Raw genomic sequence first — 25,445 nt, 5'->3', positions numbered from 1 at the left:
CCGAGGAGAAACGCACCGACCGAGCGACGAGCCGACGTTTTCGCCCCCTCCGCCAACGGCCGGTCGGCACGGTGAAGGGTTCACGCTCGACGCCGTCGGCCGGGCCGTGCCCACGCGGCCGTCCGCTCCCGCAAGGTGTCTGCCGCCGCCACGTTGCCCGGGTGTCGGGGCCCAGCGATCGCGCACGCACGTTCGTGGGCAGCTACGACCGGGTCATCGGCGTCGACAGCATGTCCAAGTCGTACGGGCTCTCGGGCCTGCGGATCGGTTGGGCGGTCGGCCCCTCGCAGGTGATCCGCGACCTGTGGCGGCGACACGAGTACGCCGCCATCGCCACCGGCCGACTCGACAACATCGTCGCGGGCATCGCGCTGGAGGAGGCCACGTCGACGCGGATCCTGGCCCGCAACAGGGCGGCGATGAGAGAGGGTTGGGCCCTGTTCGAGGACTGGCAGCGATCGCTCGGCGGGCTCGTCCGGGCCCATCGCCCGATGGCCACCCCACTGGTGTTCCTGCGCTTCGCCACCTCGCTCGACTCGGTGCGGGCCGGACACCGGATCCGTACGGGCGCGTCCACACTGATCTGCCCCGGCGAGTACTTCGGCTTCGACGGCTACCTGCGGATGAACTTCGGCTTCGGCCGGGACCCGGTTCGTCGGTCGACGGGCCGGGTTCCGCATCGCGTCTTCGCCGCAGGAGTCTGCGGGCGGGCGCGGCGCGACGTCGGGCGCGGATCGGCGACCGCGTCCACGCGGTGATCCGCGGCGTCGGAACCTCCTCCGACGGGGCATGTGATGATCGTCGGATGACAACGGGGCGGCGTGGCCGGTGGGCGTGGGGTTACGGGCTGCTCATGGCGGCGGTCGTGGCGGGTGTGAACGGGTGCGCGGACCAGTCGGGGTCGAGGACGCGCAATGCCGGCGGAAGCGGTTCGTCGTCCATACCCACGCTCTCCGAGGGCAGCGGAACGTCCTCCGCGCCCAGGGACCGCGACGCGTCGACGACGTCGAACACCGGGGCCCCGCCCGCCCGTTGCCCGGAATCCGGGCTTCGGATCACGGCGGAGGAGCCGGAGGCCGCGATGGGGCTGCGGGCGATGGGTCTGACGATGGTCAACTGCGGCGATACGACCCGCACCGTGACCGGGTATCCCGCCATTCGCGTCCTCGCCGCCGACGACACCGAACTCGACGTCGCGATCGAGCCGGGGGCTGCCTCGATCGCCACCATCGACACCCTCCGGGCCGAGCCGCGACCGGTGACGCTGCGTCCCGGCGAGCGGGCGATCTCCGGGGTGGCGTGGCGCAACACCGTCACGAGCGCGGCGGGCGCCGATCCGAGCGGGCACCGGCTCGACGTCGCGCCGTTGCCGGGGCAGGCCCGGCAGCGGCTACCGATCCCGGGTGGGATCGACCTCGGCGACACGCGACGCCTGGGCGTCGGCCCCTGGCACACCGCCGGTTGACCGGTCGGGCCCTGCCCCGCCCGCCCTCCCCGCGGCGAACGGGCGCGCTACGGCCGAAGGGAGTCGTCCGGATCGAAGTCGCCAGGCGCGGGAACGAAGTCGATCCGCACCGCCACCGGCGCGCCCGTGGCGTCGAGATCCACGAACAGCGGGAAGAACCCGTCCCCCCGACTCGTCATCGCGCACAGGATCCTGGCCCCGTCGACCTCCACCGTTCCGGCCTCGACGTCGGAGGCACGGAATGCCCGTCAACGCCGTTCAGGGCCCGGAGCCTCAGCCGTTGCCCAGGGTGCTTCCGAGGAGGGGCAGCAGGCGGTCCCAGTGGAGCTGCATCGCGGCGGGGTCGAAGGCGTCGGTGTCGGCCATGGTGAAGCCGTGGACGGTGCCGGGGTAGATCTCGGAGGTGTGGTCGACGCCCGCGGCGTCCAGGGCCTGGTTGAGCTCGCCCAGGGCCTCCGGCGTCAGGTCGGATTCGGCGTGGCCGAAGAGGACCCGGGCGGTGAGCTTGGCGAAGCTGTCGGGCCCGTCGGCACCCACGGGACCGTGGAATCCGGCGACGGCGGCCACCCGGCCGGGATGTGCCGCGGCGGTGCGTACCGCCAGGAGACCACCGATGCAGTAGCCGGTCACGGCGACCGGTCCGGCGCCGACCTCGGGTTGGGCGGCGAGGAACCCGAGGTAGGCGTCGGCGTCGCTCAGGACACGTTCGGTGGTGTGCGCCTGGATCAAGGGCATCAACCGGGCGATGATCGCGGGCCGGACCTCTTCGCCGATGTACTCGGGAAGTTCGACCACCGGTGCCGGGCCGTGCCGGTAGAAGAGGTTGGGCACGAGCACGTAGTACCCGTGCCCGGCCAGTTCGCGGGCGATCTCCCGCAGCACGGGCCGGATGCCGAACCCGTCCGCGTACATCAGCACCCCCGGGTGCCGCCCGCCACCTTCGGGGAAGGCGGCGAATGCGTCGGCTCGGCCGTCCGCGGTGGGGATCTGCACTGTCTTGATGGGCAAGGTCGTCCTTCCTTGGAGTTCGCTCCATTAACGTTAGTCTCACTATCGTTTTGGGCGTGAGCGAACCTATACCGTTAGTTGGACTAATGCAACGGGTAGCATGGGTGCCATGATCAGCGCCGAATCCGCAGACATGCCCGACGGCGGCGGGCTCAGGACACCCGACCGGCTGCGCCGGCGGGCGAGTCGGCTCCTGTCGCAGCTCGGCGTGCCGTCGGACCGGCTGATCACCGAGGGGCTGGCCCGGGTCGAAGCCCGCAAGTGGCACTATGCCGTGCTTGCCTCGCTACAGGATTACGGGCCGGGCAGCCAGGCGGAGCTGAGCACACGCTCCGGCATCTACCGCAGCGACATGGTCGGCGTGCTCAACGAACTGGCCGAGCGTGACCTCGTCGAGCGCGCACCGGACCCCGACGACCGGCGCCGCAACATCATCACCATCTCCGCCCGGGGCCGCCGCCGGCTACGCCTCCTCGACCAGGTCCTGGACGACCTGCAGGACGAACTGCTCGCCCCGCTGAGCCCGGCCGAACGCGACCAGTTCGTCCGGTTGCTCACCCGCCTGCTGGACCACCACACCCGCGACAGCCAGAGCGCGACCCGCACCGAACCCGCACGGAGGCCACATCCGGAACCTCCGGGCGGGGGCGCCCGCGCCAGGTGACCGGTGCTCGAATACGCCCGGAGGAATGGAACGGCCGGGCCGCCTCAAGAAGTTGTCATGGCCCACCACCAAATATTCCCGGCCAACCCGCAACATCCCGACCCACACCACGGCCCACCACCCACCGCCCCCGGAACCACCGCGGATTCCGCGCCCCGTCGGCCGGCAGGGGTCCGGGTGCTACGGGGTGTGCGGACGAGCGAATCCGGCCCGGTGACTCGGATCGTCCCGGACCTCCGGCCCACGCGCGGTGGTGGCCTCGCCCCGAGGTCGCCGGCGGCCTCGGGGCCGGGTGTCGGTGAGGAGGGCGTCGAGCGCGTCCCGGGACGCCTCCAACGCCGCCATCGACGCACTGATCCGCGCACGCTGTCGGTTGAGCTGCTCAACCAATCCCGGACAGCCCGAGGGGACGGGGTGTCCCCCGTCGTCGTGCACACAGTGCAGGACACGGCCTATGACCGCGGTCGGCAGGCCGGCCGCCAAGAGCAGGCGGATATGGCGCACCGCGGCGACGTCGGAGGCCGTGTACTCCCGGAAGCCGTTCGCCGACCGCAGCGGCCGCAGCAGGCCCTGTTCCTCGTAGTAGCGCAGCAACCTGCGACTCACACCGGCCTCTTCGGCCAGATCCCCGATACGCATGAGACTCCCCGACGCTGTCGATGACGCCACCACGCCCGCCCTCGCCATCGGGCGTCGCGGACGATGGGGAAACGGCCCGAAGCGCTTGCCGATTCCCGACCGCGCCGCCTCGACTCGGTCCGAGTCGCGCGCGCGTCCGACTCCGATGGGCCGGGACGCATTCGGGGTGGGCTGCCCGCACGCGGCGCGTCGACCCGGCGCACGACTTGACCCTCACATCGGTGTGACGATCTACCGTCCCGCGCTACGAACCCCCGCGATCGCGAGGGAACACGAAGGGAGACGGCAATGCCGGGAGTGATCATCATCGGGGCGGGACCGGGGATCGGTGCCGCCGTCGCACGGAGGTTCGCGGCCGAGGGGATGCCGATCGCGCTCGTCGCGCGCACGCACGCGTCACTGGACACGGTCGCCGCGTCGATCGCCGGTCACGACGTGCCCGTGACGCGGCTGTCGGCCGACAGCGCGGACGAGAGCGCGCTGCGCGCTGCACTCGACGCGGCGGTCGACGCCATGGGGACGCCCGATGTGGTCGTCTACAACGCCGCGATCGTCCGCTCGGACACACCCGGGCAACTCACGACGCTCGAACACGGCCGCACCTGGGCGGTCAACGTCCTCGGCGCGCTCACCGCCGCCTCCCACACCGCCTCCGCCCTCGCCGAACGCGGCGGTACCTTCATCGTCACCGGCGGCATGCCCGAACCCAAGGCCGACTACGTCAGTCTCTCCCTCGGCAAGGCCGGGCTGCGGGCCCTGGTCACGATGCTGGACCAGACCTACGGCCCCGACGGCGTACACGTCGCCGCCGTCACCGTCGCCGGACCGGTCGCCCCCGGCACCGACTTCGACCCCGACGACATCGCCGAACACTATTGGCGACTGCACCGCCAGCCCCGGTCCGCGTGGCAGCGCGAGGTCGTCCACGACGGACGCACCGGCGCGGACCAACGCGTCGGCGACGATCCGGCCGAAGGAACCGCCACCCCACCCGACACCGACCGCGACGCGCCCGCACAGGTCGTCGCCGACTGGCTGGACCGCTTCCGCACCGCCTTCGACGCACACCGCGTCGGCGACATCATCGACCTGTTCCATCCGCAAGCCCTGTTCCAAGGCATCGGCACCGAACCGGCTTCCGGCCGAGAGGCCATCGGTGCCTACTACACGGCCGTCGCCCCCGGGACCACGGCGACGACACGGCTCCTGCACGCGCGCCGCCTGGGCGACCGGACCGTGACGGCCCTGGCCGACGTGGACTTCTCCCCACCCACCGGGGACACAGTCCCGGTACGCGTGTCCATCGTCGCCCGCCGCGACTCCGACGGCTGGACCGCGCGGCATTACCACGCGGCCCGGCGGGTCACGCCGGAATCACATCCTTCCTGACACAGGCGCCCCCGACCGTCCTCGGACGCCAAGTCGGTCCACCCGGAGGTGTCGTCACGCTGCACTCCTCGGAGCCTCCGGCTCGCATCCCGCCCGGACGATGGCGCTGCATCGGGCAACCAGCGGCGCGACCGCGTCGGGATCGGTCCGGGGCCCGGGGAAGCGCGTGATGGCCAACCCGACACAGGCGAAAGGCAGCGGCCACACGCCGAGCGTGCAGAAACCCGCCATGGCCCACGGCAACCAGCCGCCGACCCCGCAGGCCACCGCGATCGCCCAGGCCGTCAACCCGGGAAACAGCGCCGCCGACGCCATGGCCAGGCGCAGCATGCGCCGGTGCCGGCCGCCGTGCGTCGGTGGGAGACGCGCCAACACCGGTGGCGCGTGCTCGTGCAGCACGGCCTTGAAAGCATCGCTGCGGTCGATCTCCTCGAAGGTGAGCCCCTCGTGGAAGTCTTCGACAAGCAACGCGTAGAGCGCGACCTGCACGGGATCGTCGGTCGGCCTGCGGTGTCGGTCCAAGGCCCGGACGACGCGTCGCCGCGAGACGAAGACCAGACCCGCCTCGCGGAGCCCGTCGACGGCAAGCTCGCGCGCCGACACCTTGGGAACCGCGAACTCCGCGGCCTGGTAGAGGTTGATCGGCAGCGCCGCAGCCGCTTTCGCCGCGGCGAACTCCGCAGGTGAGGCAGGCCGCTTGGACAACGCCCCCAGCACGAAGTAAACCGCCACCAACCCCACGGGCACCAGCAGCGCAAGATCGTTGTTCACGTACCCCCCACCCCGTCGCGACAGCTGCCTGAACTACGGACGGCACAGGCGACGGACGAGCCGTACACACCCGGCGGCGCGGCCACCTCCCCCATCCCCCATTCCCCGCTCCCTTGCCTCATGCCTCGCGCGGGCCGCCGCGAGCGCGGCGCGCCCGCCGCCGAACCGGGCCCGCGCAACAAGGAATTCGAGGGCTCGCCTGCCCCCTCCGCCGGCCGCGCCGTTGTGCGGGCGTGGCCTCGCACGCCGAAGGCGGCCACGTCACCACGCAAATGCTCGACCGCCGCCCCCGGGGCGCCGCCGACCGCGGCTCCGGCGCCGCCTGATGACGTTCAGCAGCGGGATCACGGCCACTTTCCCGGCGGTCGTCCATGCCGCAGCTTCTCTCTCCCGTCCGCGGCAAGCATCTCAACCGGCCGCTGCCCGGTCAGAGGGAGCTCCCTCCGGCCGGGTGCAGCGTGGCGGCGCGGGTGCGGTTCATCCGGTGCTGGAACGGATCGAACGTGAGAGCCGCCCGTCGGCCGCCCGCCGCCCGCCGCCTGCCGCCCGCCGCCTGCCGCTGTGCACGCCGGGGGCCGTTTCCGGACCGGGGTGTCCGTGTCGCAGACACACCGAAACTCGGCCCGAAAGTCCACGCCGGAGTCCTCCGCGCATCCACCTGTTTAGGCCATCCGGGTTGTCATCGGCAAAGAACCGTCTCCCCGGCGATCGGGCGGCCGATCGTGGAGGAGGACGGCCGACGGGTCGTCCAGGGGCGGGAAGGAGTGCGAATGTCTCCTGGAACGGTTGTGTTCGCGATATCCGAGGCGGTCGACGGCGACGGCGTCCGGGCCGAGCAACTACGACGCATCCGAGCGGTACTTCAGGCCGATGGCTTCGATGTGCGGTGTGTGACCCGAGCGCGGGACGCGGCGGGCGTACTGGGATCCGACCCACGTGTGGTGGCGGCCGTGATCGATTGGGAACTCGAAGCGGCGGACGCCCATTCGGACGCGGCCGCCGTGTTGCGCGCGGTCGCCGAGCGTTTTCGGGACCTGCCGACGTTTCTGGTTCTCGACCACCACGATCCGGCGGAACTGCCGTTGTTCGTCGCGGAGACCGTGGTCGGCTACGTGTGGTTGTCGGAGGACACGCCCGGCTTCATCGCGGGTCGGATCGCGCACGCCGCCCGCACGTATCGGGACGCGCTGCTCCCGCCGTTCTTCGCGGCGTTGCGTCGGTTCGACGACTCGTTCGAGTACTCGTGGCACACCCCGGCCCACGCGGGCGGGGTGGCGTTTCTGAAGTCCCCGATCGGCAGCGCGTTCCACGAATACTTCGGCGAGCAGCTCTTTCGTAGTGATCTGTCCGTGTCGGTCGCCGAGTTGGGATCGCTGTTCGAGCACACCGGGCCGATCGGCGCGGCGGAGCGCAACGCGGCGCGGGTGTTCGGCGCGGATCGCACCTACTTCGTACTCGGTGGCGACTCGGCCGCCGACCGCCTCGTGGGTCACGCCTCGATCGGGTTCGACGAGATCGCGTTGATCGATCGCAACTGCCACAAGTCGGTCCTGCACGGCCTGGTGATGTCCGGGGCGCGGCCGGTGTATCTGGTCCCGACCCGCAACGGCTACGGACTCGCCGGCCCGGTCCCGCCGAGCGCGCTCACCCCGCAGGCACTGCGGGCACGGATCGCGGATCATCCGTTGACCACGGACGCCGTCTCGCCCGTGCCGGTGTACTCCGTGTTGACCAACTCGACCTACGACGGCCTGTGTTACGACGCGGTACGAGCGGCCGGCACGCTCGGGCAGAGCGTCGCGCGGGTGCACTTCGACGAGGCGTGGTTCGCGTACGCGCGCTTTCACCCGCTGTACGCGCATCGCTTCGGGATGTCGGTGGGCCCGGAGACATTGCCCGGGCCGGAGCGGCCGACGGTCTTCTCGACCCAGTCCACGCACAAATTGCTGGCCGCGCTCTCGCTGAGCGCGATGGTGCATGTGCGGGACACCCCTCGGGCGCCGGTGACCCACGACCGATTCAACGAGGCGTACATGATGCACGGTTCGACCTCGCCGCTCTACCCGATGATCGCCTCACTCGACGTGGCCACCGCGATGATGGACGGCCCACAGGGTCGCTGCCTGATCGACGAGGCGGTGACCGAGGCGGTGCGCTTTCGCCGGGCGATGGTGCACCTGGGACGCAGAATCGCCGCCGCCGGGGACCGCCCCGCCTGGTTCTTCGGAGTGTGGCAGCCCGAGGAGGTGGTCGACCCGGCCACCGGCGAGGCCGTGCCGTTCGCGGACGCCCCACCGGATCTGCTGCGCACCGATCCCTCCTGCTGGCAACTCGCTCCCGGCGCCGCGTGGCACGGCTTCCCGGACCTGGAAGAGGGCTGGTGCCTCCTGGATCCGGTGAAGGTGACGATCACCTGCCCGGGCACCACGGCCGGCGGCACGATGACCGACTGGGGCATCCCCGCTCGTGTCCTGACCGCCTATCTGGAGACCCGGCGCGTCATGGTCGAGAAGACCGACACCTACAGCACGCTGATCCTGTTCTCCCTGGGCATCACCAAGGGCAAGTGGGGCACGCTGCTCGACGCGCTCACCGACTTCAAGGCCCGATACGACGAGGGCGCGCCCCTGGCGGAGGTGCTGCCCGAGATCGTGGCCGCACATCCGCACCGCTACCGGGACCTGACGCTGCGCGACCTGTGCACGTCGATGCACGAACACTTGCGTGACGCGGGCCTGGTCGGACTTCTCGACGACGCCTTCCGCATCCTGCCCCGGGCCGCCGCTCCGCCACAGGCGTCCTTCCGCCGGCTCATGCGGGGCGACACCGAACGCGTCCCGCTCACCGCCGCTGCCGACCGTGCCGCGGCGGCCATGGTGTGCGTCACCCCGCCCGGCATCCCGGTCCTGCTGCCGGGCGAGGAAATCGGCGCGGCCGACGGCCCGTTGCTGCGCTACCTGCGCGCGCTGGAAGCCTTCGACCGACGCTTCCCCGCCTTCGGCAGCGAAACCCACGGCGTGACCATCGACGACGACGGCAGCTACCTGATCGAGGTCGCGGGCCGCAGCCAACCCTCGAAGCGATGAACACCCGCCCGGTTCCCCGGCCTGGGTGTCGCCCGGGCCACGGTCTCACTACAGGCGGCCCTCCGGCGGTGGGAATCGCATGCGGGGAACCCCGGACGGCCGGCCGGGCGTTGCGTGTGTGAACCGACTCGTGCCCACATCGGCGTGGGAACGGCGCAGACCCAGGAGGGCGCGATGACCCGGCGACACGTCGCCGCCAGTCGTCGCTTCGTCGGCTCCGCGGCCACGCGCCGCCGCCACGCGGATCCCCGCACTCGCCGGGGTTTCCGGCGCGGCGGATGGCTCCGGGTGCTGATCGCGGTCGTCCTCGCGCTGCTCGGCGCGGTGACTTCCCCCGCGTCCGCGCGCGCGGTCGCGATACCCGATCCCGACCATGTCTCGGTCTCCGCGCACACCACCGCCGATCCGGGGCACGTGCGCGACATCGCCGACGAGGCGACCCGCGACGTGCGACGCGGCCCGCCGGCACCGTTCGCCACCCGCGACCTGCCCAACGAGCGGCACCACCTCCACCACTCCCACGACGCGGCGCTCGTGGGGCACGTTTTCGCGCTCCTGTGCCCCGCAGGGCATCGAACCGGCGCGCCGGCCGCCGACGCCGACCCTTCACCCCGCCGTTTCGCGCTCCCGACGGGTCGCGCTCCACCGTCTCCCCGGGCTCCAGAGCAGCGTCCCTGAGTCCGATCGCCGCGCGCCGACCACCGGCCGCGGCGTATCCGTGGAGACCATCCTTGCCACGTGCCACCAAGGTGCGGGCGTTTTTCGCCCTCGCCATCCTCGTCATGTCCACCTACATCGCCGCGACCGTACCGCCGCGCCTCGGCCTCGACCTGCGCGGCGGCACCCAGATCGTCCTGGAAACCCGGGACTCGCCCACCGCGAAGGCCGACCGCGACGCCACCGATCGAGCCCTGGAGGTGCTGCGTCGTCGAGTCGACGCGCTCGGCGTCTCCGAACCCGACCTGGTCCGCTCGGGCGACCGACGAATCATCGTCCAACTACCCGGCGTGCAGGAGCCGCGCCGGGCCGCCGAGGTGCTCGGCCGAACCGCACAACTCACCTTCCATCCCGTTCTCGAGGTCGCCGACACCACGGAAGCCACGACCTCACCCGACGCCGGCGGGCGACGGATACTGCCGGACGAGTCCGGCCGGATGCTGACGCTGGACGCGGCACGGATGACCGGAGCCGACGTAGACAGGGCCGAAGCCCTCCTGGAGCCGGCTGGCGGCGGCTGGCACGTGACGCTCGACCTGCGCGGTCGGGGCGAACGGGCCTGGGCCGAGTTGACCGGGGACGCCGCGTGCGCGCCTCCGGGCACGCCCGCGCGGCGCGTGGCGATCGTCCTGGACGGCAAGGTCGTCTCGTCGCCTCAGGTCGACCCGTCGGTGGGCTGCGACACCGGAATCCTCGGCGGATCCACCCGCATCACCGGCGACTTCGACAAACGCGAGGCCCGCGAGTTGGCGCTGCTGATCAACGGCGGCGCGCTGCCGGTCCCGGTCGAGACGGTCGAGCACCGCACCGTGGGACCCACGCTGGGCGAACAGGCCATCGAGGCCGGCATGTGGGCCGCGATCATCGGCGCCGCGCTGACCGCGCTGTTCATCGCGTGCGTGTACCGCCTGCTCGGCATCCTCGCCGCGGTGGCCCTGGCCGGCTACGGGCTGATCGCGTACGCCGCCCTGGTCGGCCTGGGCGCCACCCTCACACTGCCCGGACTCGCGGGATTCGTACTGGCCGTCGGCATGGCGGTCGACGCCAACGTGCTGGTGTTCGAACGGGCCCGCGAGGAGTACCTCGCGCGAACCGCACCGGCCCTGCGTCCGTCGCTGACCCGAGGCTTTCGCAACGCGTTCGGTGCCGTCGCCGACTCGAACGTCACCACCCTGATCGCGGCCGGCCTGCTGTTCTTCCTGGCCACCGGTCCGGTGCGCGGATTCGGGGTGACGCTGGGCATCGGCGTGCTCGCGTCGATGGTCAGCGCGCTGGTGGTCACCCGGGTCCTGGCCGAGTTCGCCGTGAGCCGGGCGGCGGTACGACGCCGGCCTCGGATCAGCGGCATCGCGCACGCGGGCCCGGTGCGCGAGTGGCTCGCCCGACGCGATCCGCACCTCATGCGGCACCGCCGGCGCGTGCTCGCCGTCTCCGGCGTGCTCGCGCTGGGCCTGGCGGTGTCCGGCGTGGCGGTACGCGGCGTCGACTTCGGCGTGGAGTTCACCGGCGGCCGGCTCGTGGAGTACTCGACCGCCCAGTCGGTCGATCCGGACCGGGCCCGGTCCGCACTCGCCGACGCCGGGTTCCCCAAGGCCGTCGTGCAGACCTCGGGCGATCGCGAACTCACCGTACGCACGGGAAAGCCGACCGATGCCGAGGAGGCGCGGATCACCGCGACGGTCGGCGAACTCGGCGGCGGAGCGGAGAAGGTGCGCGACGAGTTCATCGGTCCGAGTCTGGGCAAGGAATTGCGGCTCAAGGCCGTGATCGCCCTCGGAATCGCGCTCGCCGCGCAACTGGCATACCTCGCGGTGCGGTTCCGCTGGACCTTCGGGGTGGCCGCGGTCGTCTCCATGGCACACGACGTGCTGATCCTGGTGGGCGCCTTCGCGTGGCTGGGGCGCACCGTCGACGCGGTGTTCCTGGCCGCGCTGCTCACCGTGATCGGCTACTCGGTCAACGACTCCGTCGTCGTCTTCGACCGAATCCGCGAACTGCGCCGCACGCCCGCGCACGGCAAGCGCTCGCTCGCCCGGATCACCGACACCGCGGTGCTCCAGACCCTGCCGCGCACCGTCAACACCGGTTCCGGCGCGTTGTTCGTCCTGGTCACGCTGGCGGTGTTGGGCGGCGACTCACTGGCCGACTTCGCGCTGGCGTTGCTGATCGGTGTGGTGGCCGGCACCGCCTCCACGGTGAGCGTCGCCGCGCCTCTGGCCGTCGTGTTGGAGTCGCGCGCGGCCCCTTCGCCGCCACGCGCGGCCCGATCCCGAACCTTGCCCGACCATCGCGGCCACGGCCCCCGCCGTCCCGGTCGCGCGCCCCGCGACAACGGCGCACGCGTCTGATCCCACCCACCAACGCACCGACCGATCTCCTGAACAGGCCCGGCCCCTGCCGCCGAACCGGTTCGTTCGCCGACGAGGACCTCGGCCTCGTCACCCCGACAACAGTCCGCCCACTCCGCTCCACCACGGGGCACCGCCGTCGTGCACGCGCCGAGAGCAACGGGGAGCTCTCGGCCGACGTGCTGAGCACAGCCGCGAACTCGGCGTTCCGCCGAGCGATCGACATCGCCGAGTTCGCGGGCCCGGTCCGAGCAGGCGGCAGTTCCGCGTACTCACCGGCACAGCGCCGAGCTGCACCCCGCGGCGGGGGTTCGGGACGGCGGCTCGCCCACCCGGTTCTCACCAAGCGGGCGGAACGGGCTTACGACGGAACCTGCGCGACACAACGCCCATCATCACAATATGAATAAACTTCGCAACTGCCCTGTACTGCACCGAACTTGCGCACAATACGACCGCTCCGCCGTCGCAACGGGGCCACATTCGAAATTCGGAATTCGGAATTCCGATTGGCCCGAACCTCAGATGTTGCTCAAGTGCGATTCCCAGGCCACATTCGCCGCCGGTAGCTTCGCTCCCGAGCCGCAGGGCTGATCATTGGGATGTCCTGTGGGTGTCTACCCGCGATCCCCACTGATCGTTTCCCCGCACACATGGCGCGACGGCGGTCGAAGCAGAGGATTTCCGACAGCAGCCGAGTCCGTGGGCAAACGACCGGGTGGTCCCGACCTCGTTGTCGAAAGGACACCAATCATGGCATCTGGCATATCTGACAAAAATCCGAAGCGCCGACCCGTCAAAGGGACCCGGATCGCGGCCGGGCTCGTTTTGGCCGTGACCGGGGTCCAAGTGCTGGAGGCGGCCACCGCAGTGCGGGCCCACGCCGACGAACCGAACCTGCCGGAACCCGGTAACAACCGAGGGCCCAGTTTGTCCTGGCGCGTCATGGACGCGCTTCAGCGGAATGTCCCCATTACGCCGGACATGGTGCCACGTGATGCCAAGTTCTTCATGTCGAAGCTTTTCGTGGCTTCGATCATCCAAACGACCATCACCGAAGCCCGGCTCGGCGGTCCTTTCGTCAACCCACATCTGCACAGTTGGCTTGTTACCGCCAAGGACGTCGCCGCCGGTGTCAACTTGTTCATGGCAGAGCGCGCAAAGACCATTCAGGGGGCCGAGAACGAAGCCCGCACGATTCTCCGGGAGCGAAGCGCGGCGGTAGCGGACTACGTCGCCGAGCTGCGAAACGGACCGGTGAAAAACCCCGATGTCTTGCGGAATCTCGCCCTGACGGAGGCCGCCTACCAGGGGCTCGACGACAAGTACAAGCATGTGGAGATCAACGAATTCGCCAAGAACATCGTCGACGAGCGGGAGCGGGTGAAACTCAGCCCGATCCGCGACGTGCGGAGCGACCCGGTGCTCCGCAGCCTCGCCGAGGAGACTTCGCGAGGTCCAGGGTGGCCCCCGCGTTGACCGACGCATTGGAGTACGAGGCCATCAAGGCCGTCGAAGCCACGGACCCGAACAAGTCGGTGAAGGAGTTGCGGGGCCGGAGCTTCCTGGACTACCAACTCTCCAAGTACAGCGACCGACTTCCCAAGCCCGGAACCACCTCCGGCTACCCGGACGGACCCGAGAAGCCCGGCGGCGACCCGGCGGGCAAGGGAACGAACAACCCCAAACCGGTGACGAACGGGCCCTCGGGCGGAGCGGCCGAACTGCCGCGCGGGGAGACGCCGGAGGCGGGCAAACCCTCGACCGGCCAGGGCAACGGCACCCCTGAAACGGGTCGTGGAGGCGCGACCGAACCGTCCGGGCGCGGCGGTACCACGGGGAGTACGACAACCCGCCCCGGTGCGGGGAAGCCGGCGGCAGGCGAAGGCAAGTCGGCCGCGGGCGAGCCCGCGCGCGGGTCGGGCGGCACGCAGACCGACCCCCTCCGCGCACCCGGAGGAACCACCGCCGGCGAGCCCGAAGCCAAGCCCGCACCTGCCGCGGAGCCCAAGGCCAAGCCCGGGACCGCGGCGGAGCCCGAGGCCAAGCCCGCAGGCGAGCCCGAGGCCAAACCCGCGCCCGCGGCGGAGCCCGAGGCCAAGCCCGGGACCTGGGACGAGACGAGGCCGACCGTGCCGCGGGAGGCTCCCGTCGAACCCGCGGCGAAGCCTCGCACCGCCACGGCCGAGAAGCCGGCAGCACCGGAGTACACGCCGAAGACCGCCAGGTCGGCCACCGAGGACGCCTTCACCCGCAACGTCAACATCGCCGTGAAGCAGAACGCCGCGTTCGAGGTGGCGGCGTTCGCACTCGAGCAGGTTCAGGGCCGGCTGACGTCGGACTACCTCAACTGGATGGTGCGCCGAGCACAGCAGGACCCGCAGTTCGTGGACCGGTACCTGACCCAGTACGGGAACTGGCAAAGCATGAGCTGGGCCGAACGGCGCCGGTACGAGGTCGACCACTTCTTCGACGACGGCCTCGACTTCATCAACTCGGTGGCCTTCTTTCCGGAGATGGCGAAGTACATGCAGGCGATGCAGAACTTCTACCGGCCGGCTTCGCCGGGTGACCCGGGCATGACCTCGACCGAGGTGACCGTCGAGCCGTACACCGGCGGCGGGCAGACCACGGACGCGGCCAACCGCATAACCCTGGGCCCTGACGGCCAATGGCACGACCGGTCGCGCATCTACATGCTCACCGACCGCGACAAAAAGGCCGCGCCCCCGCCGGCCCGGACGCCCGCCGAAAAGCAGGCCCCACCGCAGACGCAGAGCCGGCCTCCGGCCAAGGCGCCTGCCAAGTCGGGTCCGCAAGCCAAGTCGGGGGCCCAGCAGAGCGTCGACGCCAAGATGCGCGAGAAGAGCAACCGCACACCGGGCAAGTCGGGCACCAGCGGCAACAGTGTCAACCCCGACCGCTCCAACGGCAGTTCGTCCGAGTCCCACAACAACCGGCTCGGAGAGGGCGGTGGCCACAAGCCTTCCGGTGGCGGCGCGCCGGGACCGTCCGGTGGCGGCTCGTCCGGGCCCTCCAACGGCGGGTCGGGTACGAGTCCCGGAACCGGTGGCAGCAGCAACAGCAGCGGCTACGGCGACAACGGCGGTGGCGGCAGCGGCAACGGCGGCGGTGGGGGACAGTCCAGCGACCCCGGCCCCGACTCCGGGAACAAGGGCCCCGGCTTCGGCGGCAAGTCCTCGGGAGGCGGCGGCTCGGACGCGTCCAAGCGCGTGTGACCGACGGTCCGCCGTCCGGCTCCGGCAGGCCGGACCGGGCGGCGGACCGTGACGGCCGAACGTACGAGAACGGGCGCCTGACCGTCGCCTGCGACGGCCGGCGACGCCCGACCGCCACCGGCCGACCCGGGCGAACCACCTGCTGCGTAAGGTGCGTTCGCGGAAAATGAAAACCCGGGCCCGGCTGCTCCCCAAGCCTTGGGGGCCGGGGTCGGGCGTTCCCGCCATCGGCAGGCGCGGACCGGATACTGCGGTCCTCCGGTGGTCTTCCGGTGGTCTTCCGGATCGTCCGACCTTCGAGGCTTTACGGGGAGCGCGGTATGTGGGCACCAGGGACGGTCTTCGGCGACCGATACACCTTGGCCGAACAATTGATCGACGGCAGCGCTGCGGAGGTGTGGTCGGCGGACGACGCCGTGCTCGGCCGGCGAGTCGTGATGAAGATCCTGCATCCGGAACTCGGCGCGCACGCCGTGGCCGTGGAACGGTTCCGCAGCGAGGCCCGCCTCGCGGCGACCCTGGATCCCCCCGGAGTCGTCGGCGTCCACCGCAGCGACGGGACCGAGGACTTCCCAGAAATACCCTACGTCGTGGTGCAGTTCGTGGACCGCAGTGCGCTGAGCGGAAGAGCCGCCGCGAACGGCTCGATAGCGTACGAACAAATCCCCGACGTCGTGGCGCAGACGCTGGAGGCGTTGCATGCGCAACATCGCCACGCGATCGTGCACCGCGACGTCGAGCAATCCGGCCCCACGCCCCGAACACTCAACCCTGCCGCGAGCCGGCCCGCCCGCAGGCGTAGCCGAAAACACCGCACGGCCGTCGCCGCGTTGCCGGCCGCCGCCGTCATTGCGGCGGTCGCCACCGCTCTGTTCGTGCTCCACTCGCCTGCGGACACCACCCCCGAGGCACGAAACGGCGGGCCGACGAACGCGCAGACGCCGGTCGCCCCGGGCACCGCATCACCGGAGGCGACACCGCAGGCCGACACCGGAGCACCGACAGGACCCGGCGCCGCACCGTCCAGCGCGCCCGGGGATCCGACGACCGCGCCGGCGACGGGCCCACTCTCCACCCCGGACGGGCCTGCTGTGACCGGGAGTTCGGCCCCGGTTGCGCCGCCCCCGGCGGATCCTGTCAGGCCGACACCGGCCGGAGCGACAAAGCGAACCGCCGCCGGAAGTAGCTCCACGCAGGCCGGCGGCACCTCCGCGAACAGCGGCGCGCGGCAACCGAGCCGCCCTGTCGCCAAGCCCGCCGCCGCGGCCCCGGCAGCCGCGCCCGCGGTGCCCGCCGGATGCGGCGGCTCGGGCTGGGCAGCCATCACCAACGTCGGCGACGGCACGAGGGTCGGCATCGACACCGCGAGCCCCGGCGTCGGCAGCAGGCTGGTCATGGGGGGACACACCGAATACGGCTGGGTCACCGCGCAGGTCGGCCCCTGGAAGAACATCCGGGCCTGCAACACGAGCGGCCTGACGATCGTCCCGACGTCCGGTGGCGGGTCCCCGTCCCTCGGCACCGCCGTCTTCACCGACGGACTGCTGAACATCAGCGCGGCGCCCACGTCGGGCGCTTCCCTGATCACCGGTTTCACGGGCACGCAGTGCCTGACCGACAACGGCCCGGGTCGCCAACTGACCTTCGCCTACTGCGTTCCGGGAAACAAGGCCCAGCAGTGGTACATCCGGTAGTCGGCGTGCCGACGTGGATTCGAACCCGGTGCGTCCGCGACCTGGTTGCGCGTCCAGGACTTGGCCGAACACGACCTGCACGACGTGTTCTCGAACGGCGCGGGGTCGCCGTTCGTCCTCCCGCCGCGCGGGTCGCCGGCCGCCCTTCCCGGGACGGCGGCCTCGGTATCGACGTACCGTTGCGCCCATGACTTGCGCGACGCGCTGAACGAGGTGGACCCGGCACCCACCGATGCGCGAAATCCCCGCAACCGGAAGCACGTCGAGGCCGACGTCCGGTCCACGCCGTGACCGGACGCCTCGGCGCTACATCCCCTGGTCGCGGGAGGCGGCGGATCGCCTCCCGTTTTGTGATCCGAGGTTGTGCACCGGAGTCTTGGCTGTAGGCACCATGAAGTCGACGCCGACTGCGGGCCCGAACGAAAGGCTCGCCGGCGACCTTGCCACCGTCATCTTCCCCCCGATGATCCCGGAGTGGCGGGTGGGGGCGGCCTTGGCGGTACGGGACCTCTGGGGGGCGGGAGCCGCGCGGATGATCTTGGCTTCCGCCTCTTGCTTCGCCTTGTCGAAGGCCGCCCAGGTGTCCGCTTCATTGTGCGGGACGGGCCTCATGTCCTCGGCGAGCGATTGGAGAAAATCACCGTTGCTCTTCGCGCGATCCAGCCTCTCTCTCCTATCCATCAGCTTGTCGTGCGAAGGAACATCGTTCATGTCGTCCGCTATGCGCGCGTCCCACAAGGCCTGGTCGCGTTCTCGCTCCCGGGCCTGTTCTCGCTCGGCCTCCACGGATCGGGCAGCCCAGCGTTCCGCGGCGCGTTCCGGGGCGTTGCGAATCGCCTCGACTCCTCGCCTGACCGCGGTTCGCAAGCCGGGAGCGCGTGGCCCGACGCTCGGCGCGACCGTGGGCATTGGGGGTATGACCATGGGTGCGGGTGCGGGTGCGGGCGCGGGCGCGTGTGTCGGTTTCGGCGGCATCTCCTTCGCGCTCTCCCGCGTCGATCCGGACGGTCGCGCAGGCGGTTCGAGGGGCTGGGACATGTCGGACCTCCAAGGGATCGTCGGTCGAAGGACGCGACCCACAGGCGCTCGATCAAACGCCCTGGCGCGACGCGGACCTGATCATTTAAGCACTTTGCCTCGATCGGGGATCCGGTCAAGACCCGTGCTGCGGAATTCGGATGATCCACGAGGCGAACACAAAGCCCTCGTCGCCGCTGCCGCACGAGTGCGATGGCGTCGCGCAGTTCCTCACCATTCGCGCTGTGTTGGGGCGCGCCGGGGCCCACGTCACCGGAGCCTCGTTCACAGCTGCGAGGGCACGCGTCTGCCTAGTTCCCGATGGCGGGGATGATCGACGCGGTCGAGGCGCTCGCCAGTCCGATCACCAGGAACAGGGCGATCAGACCCCGCCCGAGCCCGCTGATCAGCAGCGGGCGCGTCGCGGAGCGATCCGTGCCCGCCTCCCACGTAGCGGCGTCGCCGAACAGACCCTTCGGGTAGGCCGACGTCACGAGCAGGCCGTACGCCATGAAACGCATCCGATAGCGCACGATCGCCGCGGTGGCCTCGAACAGCGGATCCGGCATCCGGCCGGCGATCAACACGATCAACCACAGCACGAAGGACACCGCGAACCACCCTGCCCACGCCAGGGCCTGGACGACGAGGGCGGGAATGATCAGGATGATGCGGAAGAACACGGCGAGCCGGTTCAACCGCCCCGGCCGCAGCCCCACCCGAACCGGATAGTCGGCCGGGGTCGTCAGGGCGAAGGGCGGATACCGGTCGACCAGCAGCATCTGACTCGCCGTCACCCGCGTTTCGTAGCCGATGAACCCGCACAGGTACGACGCGATCGGCCCGGGCAGTCGACCCATGACGAGCGCGGCGAACCAGCCCACGAACACCAGGACGGTCGCCACCAGGCCCAACACCCACACGACGATGAACTGCGGGATCAGCAGGAGGTAGCGGAACAGCACGGTGAGCCGGCGTTGCCGCCCGGGAGCGGGCATGTCGAGAACGGGCAACCACTCCCCCCGCTCGGCCACCGATGTGCTGCCCCAGGTCCCGGTCGTCATGGTGTGCTCCAGACTCGGCCGACGGTCACCGTCCCCACGCTGACAGCGGGTGACCGGGAGGGCATCCGGGCCGACCCGGACGAGTGAACCCCTCACCCATCCGCCGGCACTCACGCCGAGGCCAGGCACAACACCGGCACCGCGGCGGCCATCAAGCCGAGGACCACTGCCGGTGCCACGGCGTGGTCCGGCGGATCGGTTGACCTCGCGGTGGCGGTCGGGGGGCGGCAGAGCGGGTCGGTAGAAGCCGCCCGCCGATGTGTGGCGCCATCGTCCTCGGCAGTCGCCGGGGGCGCGGTCGCCGTCGCATTCTTCCGCACCGGTTCCGTGGGCCGCCGGAGGTGTTACCCGAGTACCGGGCGCCCGGTCAGCGTTTCGGGCGGCGTCTGCGTGTCGTGGTTTCGGGCTCGGACTTGCGGGGCCAGTCGGCGCCGAGGTCTTCGGTGGTCCAGTCCCAGAGGCGGAGCATCTTGTCCAGGTCGGAAAGCGGGCGGGGCCACGTCCGCGGCGCGTCCGGATCGTAGCCTTCCAGCCGGGCGGGAACAGGAGGCGGCGCCGGTTTCGGACCACGCGACCACTTCCACCTCTCCTCGTGGACCATGCGCCGGCCCACGTAGAGCGCGCTCATGTCGCCGCCGATCAGATCGGCGTGCAGGGGCTCGATCATGGCCGGCCACTTCTCCGGCCGCTCCAGCCAGAACGTCATTTCGCTGTCCTCGCCGAAGCGGCGGATGGTGACCACCACGGTTTCGCCCTCGATACGCGACGTGACCGCGCTCCCGTACCCCTTCTCGTCCTCGTCCTCTGTGACGTACGGCTTCACCTGCTCGGCGAGTCCGGCGGGGAGTCGAAACGACACGGACATCTGCCCGTCGCCGCGAAAATAGAACAGACGATCGAACATGGGCGAGAGTTCGTCGAACTCGATATGGGTGTTCGATTCGGCGTCGAAGACGTAGTCGGCGTGGAACCACGTCGAGCCGACCTCTACGAACGGGCCCAATGCCCGTAACTCGGCTATCTGTTCCTCGGTCAGCTCACGGCCGACGGTGTGCCCCGCGTGGTGGATCCGAATCGGAATCTCGTTGTGCCGGCCCATCGTGCGCCCCCAGCGTCGACCGCTTCACCTTGTCGGGGCCTTCCTACCAGGCTCGTCCGGCTCGGCACCGGCACTTTGCCCTGACGACACAGCGCTGCATGTCGCCTGCATCCCACCGGATCCACACCCTCGCTGTTCGGCACGCCGGCTCACGGAATGTCTGTCGAGTCGACGTGCCGAGAATTTGGCCGAGGTTGTGTCGATCGCCACGAGGAGCCTTCGCGGCCTCGGGCGGGTCCGTCCGGACCTCGTCGTCGCGGCCCGGCACGAGACCGGTGGTGTTTTCCTTGTCGAGGCTGTCCTCCGCACCGGACCCCGGGACAAGGAATCATGTTTGTGGAGGCTCTCGGTGCCGAACTTCGGGCTGAGGAGGCCGCCGCGGCACCGCCATCGATCGTGTCCCCGGTTGCATAATTCTCCGGGACCTCTCCACACATCTGCCGTAGGCGTGCAAATATGAGGCCATGAGTAGTGCGCATCCCGAATCCGGCCCGGCTGCCGAAGTCGACTGGACGGACGGCATTCCCGTTCCGCCTCTCGACTACGTGCCCGCGGACGAGTTCGAGCAGGCTCTCCAGAGGGCCCTGGACGAACTCCTTCCCCTGTTCGAGGATGCGGGCCTGTAACCCGTGTACGCACTTTCGGATGACGATCTGCGCCGGATCAACGCTCGCGTCGGGGGTACCGGACGGGAAAGAGACCCTCGTCTGTTGGGTTCCCTCCAAGCAGCCGTCTACGGCCGCGGCTTCAAAAGGGCGCTCAACCCGACGCTGCCGCAGAAGGCCGCCGCGTTGATGAGCTACATCACGCAGGTCGCGGTCTTCGAGAACGCCAACGAACGCACCGCGCTGACGGCCGGAACCGTCCTGTGTGTGGTCAACGGCCACCGCATTGTCTGGGCGGACCCGAAGGAAGCCGATGCCTTCATCCGGGCCGTGGGTTATGCGCACCCCACGGTGTCGTGGATAGCCGACCGTATCGAAGCGCGGCTGCAACCGATTCCGTCGCCGTAGCGCCCGCCCCTGTACCGCCCCGCCCCTATACCGCCCCAGTACCGCCCCGCGTGGTGCCCGACGCCGCATGACTGGTCGAGTCGGCAAAGCCTGGGCCATGGACCGCAGTCTCCGGGTCGGCGTCGGCCCGAACCGCATCCCGGGGGCGCTCACGTCGGTCGCGATCGGTGTGGCGCCGAGCTGCGCAACCGCTTACGGCACCGGCCACGGCCGCTTGGCCGCCTCCACAGGCCCGGGCACGTCCGGCACGCGCGCTCGACCCAAGGTGCGAGCCCCGGGTACGGCACGTGTCTCGGACGGCTGAGGGGACGAACCGTTCGTCGCACCGGGCGGTCGGCCATGCGTGCAAAATGATTGGACGGGATGATGTTCGGGCTTGTAGCTTCCAGTTGCCCGTGACACCGCCCGAGGAGGTGAGACCCATGAACGCTGTATCGATGTGGGTGCTCCCCCTTGCCGTCACGGTCGGGCGATTGATGTAGGTATCGCCGGGAGCGCCTCGCCAACAAGGCACTCCTGAGAGGCAATACCTATGCATTCTCCGCATTTCAGCGTCGAGCCGTCGTCGAACGATACGGTCGAGCGCGACTTCACCGCGGGCAACACCCCCGGACTCCGGTCGCGGGCCTCCCACTCCGATCGCGCGCCCCTCATGTTCGACGTGATCATTGCCGGGTGCGGGCCGACCGGCGCGATGCTGGCCGCCGAACTGCGGCTGCACGACGTGCGGGTACTCGTCCTGGAGAAGGAAACCGAGCCCGTGTCGTTCGTCCGGATCGTCGGTCTGCACATTCGCAGTATCGAACTGATGGCAATGCGCGGACTGCTGGAGCGCATCCTCGAACACGGAAGACGACGTCCGGCCGCCGGATTCTTCGCCGCCATCGCCAAACCCGCACCCCAGGGCCTGGATTCCGCGCACGCCTACCTGCTGGGCATCCCGCAACCGGTCGTCGTCCACCTGCTCGAGGAACACGCGATGCAACTGGGTGCGCAGATCCGGCGCGGTTGCGCGGTCGCCGACTTCGAGCAGGACGACGAGGGTGTGACCGTCGAGCTGGCCGACGGCCAACAGCTGCGTTCGCGCTATCTCGTCGGTTGTGACGGCGCGCGCAGCACGGTGCGCAAACTGCTCGGCGTCGGCTTCCCCGGTGAGCCCTCACGGACCGAGACGCTGATGGGCGAGATGGAAGTGGGCGTCCCACAGGAGGAGATCACCGCCAAGGTGAGCGAAATCCACACAACCGACAAGCGATTCAGCATCGGGCCCTTCGGCCAAGGGGTATATCGCGTCGTGGTCCCCGCCGCGGGAGTCACCGATCGCGCGGAGCCGCCCACCCTCGAGGATTTCAAACAACAGCTGCGCGCCGTCGCCGGAACCGATTTCGGCGTGCACTCCCCGCGCTGGTTGTCCCGCTTCGGGGATGCCACCCGGCTGGCCGAACGGTATCGGGTCGGGCGGGTGCTGCTGGCCGGCGACGCGGCACACATCCACCCGCCCACCGGCGGACAGGGCCTCAACCTGGGCGTTCAGGACGCATTCAACCTCGGCTGGAAACTGGCCGCACAAATCCGCGGCTGGGCGCCGGAAACACTCCTGGACACCTACCAGACCGAACGCCATCCGGTTGCCGAGGACGTGCTGGACAACACCCGCGCCCAGATGGAACTGCACTCCACCGAACCGGGTCCGCAGGCCCTGCGCAGGTTGCTCACCGAACTGATGGACTTCGACGACGTGAACCGCTATCTCATCGAGAAGATCACCGCGATCGACATCCGCTACGACTTCGGCGCAGGCCCCGACCTGCTCGGCCGCCGCCTGCGCGACATCGACACGAAACACGGCCGCCTCTACGATCTGCTGCATCGCGGGCGCGGCCTGCTGCTGGACCGCACCGAACGCCTGACCGTCGGCGGCTGGTCGGACCGGGTCGACCACCTCGCGGATCCCACCGCGGTACTGGACGTTCCGTGCGTCCTGCTACGCCCCGACGGCCATGTCGCCTGGATCGGCGACGATCAACAGGACCTGGACGACCATCTCTCCCGCTGGTTCGGCAAGCCCGCCCACTGATCTCGCCCGAGCAACCGACAGGGCCCACGAGAACGACCGGAACAGCCGGTAGCGACTGACCACCGCAAGGCGGGAGCCGGCATCAGCCGTGGTGCTCCGACGCCAGGGTCGACCCGCGAGGAGGATGGCCTCCGAGCGACGACCGGAAGACAGCGGAGGAGCACCACGGGGTGGATCGGCGCAGACGTCCGACGAACACCGGCAGCGGACCGGCTCCGAGGAACCCCGGCACAGTTGAAGGGAGTTCGTTTGGAGCGTGCGGCCACCAGCAGCCGACCGGGGCCAGGCCCGGACGCCAGTCCTCGGGGCGTGGCACGACTGTGGGACCGACGCCCGGCACACCCTTCGCCTCGGGGCAAATCCGGTAAGCGCAGGGCTATTTCACGCCCCTGCGTTCTCAGCCCACACCGCCATCCGGAACCACGAACGACCAGTCACCCGATCCCTCGACCATCCGTCGCGGCGCGCGTGGTCTGTGGCAGCGGCGTTCGGGCTCCGAAGGGGTGCGCCGGTTGCTGATCTTTCCCCAATTGGGCGCGTGTGGGTGGCGGTTGCGCGTGCATCTGCCGACGGCGCACTACGTCCACAGCACTGTGCAGTGGTTTGAAGCCCGCCGTTGACGGGGTACGGGGAGCCGCGCGGGCCGGTTGTGGTGCGGGGCCGCCCGCCGGTGCGCGCGTCTTGCCGGTGCGGGGGGTCGCCCGTGTCGAGTCGGTCTGTACGGGACCTGCCGCCGCGTCCGCGTTTCGGCCGCCGCGGGGCGGCCGGAGTTCGGGCGACGCGGCAACGCGGCGCGGCGTCTCTGGCCCGGCCGACAGCCACAGGTTGCGACTCGAGGAACCGGGCGGTTCGGCCGGCGCGGACACGGGTGAGTCGACTGCGGCGCGGGTGGCGTCGACAGGCCGCGCTTGCGCTGCCGAGGGTTCCGGGTTCACCGGCTCGGCGCCGTGCGGCATCCGGGAAGTTGCCGCGGCCGGGGATGGGTCGGGCGATCCGGGCGCCAGAAGGGCCATCGTCGCTGCCAGCGCGCTCCGATTTTCGGGTGCCAGTGTCTCGATGGCCTCGCGCATCTCCTCGATCTGCTGCAAGTGTGCTGGATCACTGGTCAGTTCGTGGGTCGCCTTGGCCAAATCCTGCGCGATCTTGCGCCGGTGTTGGAGCAGCGGATCGGCCCGGTCGGCGGCGATTTCCGCGCGGCGTCCTCGCGAGTCTGCTCGAAGCCCCGACCCGGGGTCGAGGTTCTCTCGCAGGTGCTCGGCGTCGCGCGAAACTCGGCCGCGGCGGCCAGGAACGCGTCGTAGGACGGGTACAGGGCGGCGATTGCCCGGGTGGCACCGTCCGCCAATTCTCCGGCGACCGTGAACTTCGCCCGCGCCTCCGGCCCCAACTCGCCCTTGTCGCCGCTTCCGTACGCACTGACGAATGCCGCCGCCACGCGGTCGTTCAGCAGTCGCAGCCGCGGATCGGCGACGACTGCCGGGTGCTCGCCGAACTTCTCGTTGGCCCATCGCTTCCGCACCTTCGGACGCAGCAGGTCGCCGTAGATCGCGAAGGCCGCGCTCGTAAGCGTCCCTTGATCCACGGCCCGCTGCCAGGCGGCCCGCTGGTCCATTTCGAAGAAGTCCGGCAGGAACTCGACATCGAACGCGGTTCCACCGGCCGACTCCACATGGGCGGTCTCGTGGAGGGTGGTCAGTATCCCCGTGTACTCAGGGACATCGTCGATGACATGCACGAGTCCGAGCTTGGCTGCCTCCAAGTGCCTCCGCCTGGTGGGCGCCGTCCCGAAATACGCGGAATTCAGGGTGACTTCGCCCCGAGCATTCGTGAGGCCGAGGGCATTCACGCGCTTCCCGGTCAGCTTGGCATAGCCGAACGACGTAAGCCGGTTGCTGCGTTCGCTGATGCGCGCCCAATGCTCCAAGGCGAGAGCGTTGAACTTGGAGAGGTACAGGTCCCCGTTGCGATAGTCGATCTCCGGCTCCAACCCGTCCCCGGGCCAGGGCGACGACCCCTGCGACAGGTCGGACAGGTCGCCCGTCGTCGCCACCTCGATGAGATCGCGCACGAAAGGATCACCCCGGCTGACGCCCTTGCGGCTCGCGGACCCGTCGTCGGTCACGTCCTCCCCCGTCTGCATGCACCCCGGATGCCG

The 25,445-nt window shown here is 70.3% G+C and carries 23 protein-coding genes; 14 read left to right on the top strand and 9 right to left on the bottom strand.

Translation table 11 applies throughout. The features are described from left to right. Window positions 1-161 precede the first annotated feature (161 nt). Window positions 162-758 (top strand): aminotransferase class I/II-fold pyridoxal phosphate-dependent enzyme, encoded by a 597-nt coding sequence (locus ACIRL2_RS30465; RefSeq protein WP_402236253.1) that lies wholly within the window; start codon window positions 162-164, stop codon window positions 756-758. An 82-nt stretch (window positions 759-840) separates the two neighbouring features. Here the strand turns inward: ACIRL2_RS30465 and ACIRL2_RS30460 are convergent, their stop codons facing one another. Further along, window positions 841-1,137 (bottom strand): hypothetical protein, encoded by a 297-nt coding sequence (locus tag ACIRL2_RS30460; RefSeq protein WP_402236447.1) that lies wholly within the window; start codon window positions 1,135-1,137, stop codon window positions 841-843. On the opposite strand from ACIRL2_RS30460, the gene ACIRL2_RS30455 reads away from it, so the two are divergent. Then, entirely contained in the window at window positions 1,082-1,465 is a 384-nt protein-coding gene (locus ACIRL2_RS30455) for a DUF4232 domain-containing protein (protein WP_395861133.1), read from the top strand. The genes ACIRL2_RS30460 and ACIRL2_RS30455 overlap by 56 nt on opposite strands. 47 nt (window positions 1,466-1,512) lie before the next feature. Here the strand turns inward: ACIRL2_RS30455 and ACIRL2_RS30450 are convergent, their stop codons facing one another. Further along, window positions 1,513-1,644, bottom strand: coding sequence for a hypothetical protein (locus ACIRL2_RS30450; RefSeq protein ID WP_395861131.1), 132 nt, complete (start codon window positions 1,642-1,644; stop codon window positions 1,513-1,515). Between the two features lie 94 nt (window positions 1,645-1,738). After that, on the bottom strand, window positions 1,739-2,473 hold the full coding sequence (locus ACIRL2_RS30445) for a dienelactone hydrolase family protein (protein WP_395861129.1): 735 nt from the start codon (window positions 2,471-2,473) through the stop codon (window positions 1,739-1,741). Between the two features lie 109 nt (window positions 2,474-2,582). Here ACIRL2_RS30445 and ACIRL2_RS30440 point away from each other — a divergent pair, with 109 nt between their 5' ends. Continuing rightward, window positions 2,583-3,137 carry a MarR family winged helix-turn-helix transcriptional regulator gene (locus tag ACIRL2_RS30440; protein ID WP_395861127.1) on the top strand — a complete coding sequence of 185 codons (555 nt, stop codon included), beginning with the start codon at window positions 2,583-2,585 and terminating at the stop codon, window positions 3,135-3,137. 180 nt (window positions 3,138-3,317) lie between these two features. Here the strand turns inward: ACIRL2_RS30440 and ACIRL2_RS30435 are convergent, their stop codons facing one another. After that, complete coding sequence (locus ACIRL2_RS30435; protein WP_402236251.1) at window positions 3,318-3,776, bottom strand: MerR family transcriptional regulator; 459 nt, start codon at window positions 3,774-3,776, stop codon at window positions 3,318-3,320. Window positions 3,777-4,064: 288 nt separating this feature from the next. Here ACIRL2_RS30435 and ACIRL2_RS30430 point away from each other — a divergent pair, with 288 nt between their 5' ends. Beyond that, window positions 4,065-5,165: an SDR family NAD(P)-dependent oxidoreductase gene (locus tag ACIRL2_RS30430; RefSeq protein WP_402236248.1), complete on the top strand. Its 1,101-nt coding sequence runs from the start codon at window positions 4,065-4,067 to the stop codon at window positions 5,163-5,165. A gap of 54 nt (window positions 5,166-5,219) precedes the next feature. Here the strand turns inward: ACIRL2_RS30430 and ACIRL2_RS30425 are convergent, their stop codons facing one another. After that, window positions 5,220-5,936, bottom strand: coding sequence for a hypothetical protein (locus tag ACIRL2_RS30425; RefSeq protein WP_402236245.1), 717 nt, complete (start codon window positions 5,934-5,936; stop codon window positions 5,220-5,222). Window positions 5,937-6,706: 770 nt separating this feature from the next. Here ACIRL2_RS30425 and ACIRL2_RS30420 point away from each other — a divergent pair. The 7 genes from ACIRL2_RS30420 (at window position 6,707) to ACIRL2_RS30390 (ending at window position 17,311) form a co-directional block, all read left to right on the top strand. Continuing rightward, on the top strand, window positions 6,707-9,022 hold the full coding sequence (locus ACIRL2_RS30420; protein ID WP_402236244.1) for an Orn/Lys/Arg decarboxylase N-terminal domain-containing protein: 2,316 nt from the start codon (window positions 6,707-6,709) through the stop codon (window positions 9,020-9,022). Between the two features lie 174 nt (window positions 9,023-9,196). Beyond that, window positions 9,197-9,700 carry a hypothetical protein gene (locus tag ACIRL2_RS30415; RefSeq protein ID WP_402236242.1) on the top strand — a complete coding sequence of 168 codons (504 nt, stop codon included), beginning with the start codon at window positions 9,197-9,199 and terminating at the stop codon, window positions 9,698-9,700. A 53-nt stretch (window positions 9,701-9,753) separates the two neighbouring features. After that, window positions 9,754-12,087: a protein translocase subunit SecD gene (gene secD, locus ACIRL2_RS30410; RefSeq protein WP_402236240.1), complete on the top strand. Its 2,334-nt coding sequence runs from the start codon at window positions 9,754-9,756 to the stop codon at window positions 12,085-12,087. Window positions 12,088-12,840: 753 nt separating this feature from the next. Continuing rightward, window positions 12,841-13,566, top strand: a complete 726-nt coding sequence (locus ACIRL2_RS30405; protein ID WP_402236239.1) for a hypothetical protein — start codon at window positions 12,841-12,843, stop codon at window positions 13,564-13,566. After that, the gene (locus ACIRL2_RS30400) at window positions 13,563-15,326 is read left to right on the top strand and encodes a hypothetical protein (protein WP_402236237.1); all 1,764 of its coding nucleotides are present in this window, start codon (window positions 13,563-13,565) and stop codon (window positions 15,324-15,326) included. The genes ACIRL2_RS30405 and ACIRL2_RS30400 overlap by 4 nt, the downstream gene beginning before the upstream one ends. Before the next feature lie 320 nt (window positions 15,327-15,646). Beyond that, on the top strand, window positions 15,647-17,020 hold the full coding sequence (locus ACIRL2_RS30395) for a hypothetical protein (protein WP_402236235.1): 1,374 nt from the start codon (window positions 15,647-15,649) through the stop codon (window positions 17,018-17,020). A 60-nt stretch (window positions 17,021-17,080) separates the two neighbouring features. Continuing rightward, window positions 17,081-17,311, top strand: a complete 231-nt coding sequence (locus ACIRL2_RS30390; protein WP_402236234.1) for a hypothetical protein — start codon at window positions 17,081-17,083, stop codon at window positions 17,309-17,311. Between the two features lie 15 nt (window positions 17,312-17,326). Here the strand turns inward: ACIRL2_RS30390 and ACIRL2_RS30385 are convergent, their stop codons facing one another. The 3 genes from ACIRL2_RS30385 to ACIRL2_RS30375 all read right to left on the bottom strand — a co-directional run bounded on the left by ACIRL2_RS30385 (window position 17,327) and on the right by ACIRL2_RS30375 (window position 20,200). Further along, the gene (locus ACIRL2_RS30385) at window positions 17,327-17,929 is read right to left on the bottom strand and encodes a hypothetical protein (protein ID WP_402236231.1); all 603 of its coding nucleotides are present in this window, start codon (window positions 17,927-17,929) and stop codon (window positions 17,327-17,329) included. A gap of 419 nt (window positions 17,930-18,348) precedes the next feature. Continuing rightward, a complete protein-coding gene (locus tag ACIRL2_RS30380; protein WP_402236228.1) occupies window positions 18,349-19,101 on the bottom strand; it encodes a DUF4389 domain-containing protein in 753 nt (250 codons plus the stop codon). 367 nt (window positions 19,102-19,468) lie between these two features. Beyond that, the gene (locus ACIRL2_RS30375) at window positions 19,469-20,200 is read right to left on the bottom strand and encodes a hypothetical protein (RefSeq protein WP_395861106.1); all 732 of its coding nucleotides are present in this window, start codon (window positions 20,198-20,200) and stop codon (window positions 19,469-19,471) included. 464 nt (window positions 20,201-20,664) lie between these two features. Here ACIRL2_RS30375 and ACIRL2_RS30370 point away from each other — a divergent pair, with 464 nt between their 5' ends. From ACIRL2_RS30370 to rox, 3 genes are all read left to right on the top strand, one after another. Further along, window positions 20,665-20,826, top strand: a complete 162-nt coding sequence (locus tag ACIRL2_RS30370) for a hypothetical protein (RefSeq protein ID WP_395861104.1) — start codon at window positions 20,665-20,667, stop codon at window positions 20,824-20,826. An 84-nt stretch (window positions 20,827-20,910) separates the two neighbouring features. Then, complete coding sequence (locus ACIRL2_RS30365; RefSeq protein ID WP_331772540.1) at window positions 20,911-21,213, top strand: hypothetical protein; 303 nt, start codon at window positions 20,911-20,913, stop codon at window positions 21,211-21,213. Between the two features lie 532 nt (window positions 21,214-21,745). Next, entirely contained in the window at window positions 21,746-23,290 is a 1,545-nt protein-coding gene (gene rox, locus ACIRL2_RS30360) for a rifampin monooxygenase (protein ID WP_402236224.1), read from the top strand. A 1,105-nt stretch (window positions 23,291-24,395) separates the two neighbouring features. On the opposite strand, the gene ACIRL2_RS30355 is transcribed toward rox, so the two are convergent. Further along, entirely contained in the window at window positions 24,396-25,412 is a 1,017-nt protein-coding gene (locus ACIRL2_RS30355) for a hypothetical protein (protein ID WP_402236222.1), read from the bottom strand. Between the last annotated feature and the right edge of the window lie 33 nt (window positions 25,413-25,445).

It is taken from the genome of Embleya sp. NPDC127516, assembly GCF_044765325.1.
Classification (GTDB): Bacteria; Actinomycetota; Actinomycetes; order Streptomycetales; family Streptomycetaceae; genus Embleya.
Note: the sequence above shows the minus strand (reverse complement) of the source record. Positions and strands in the feature narration are given on the sequence as shown.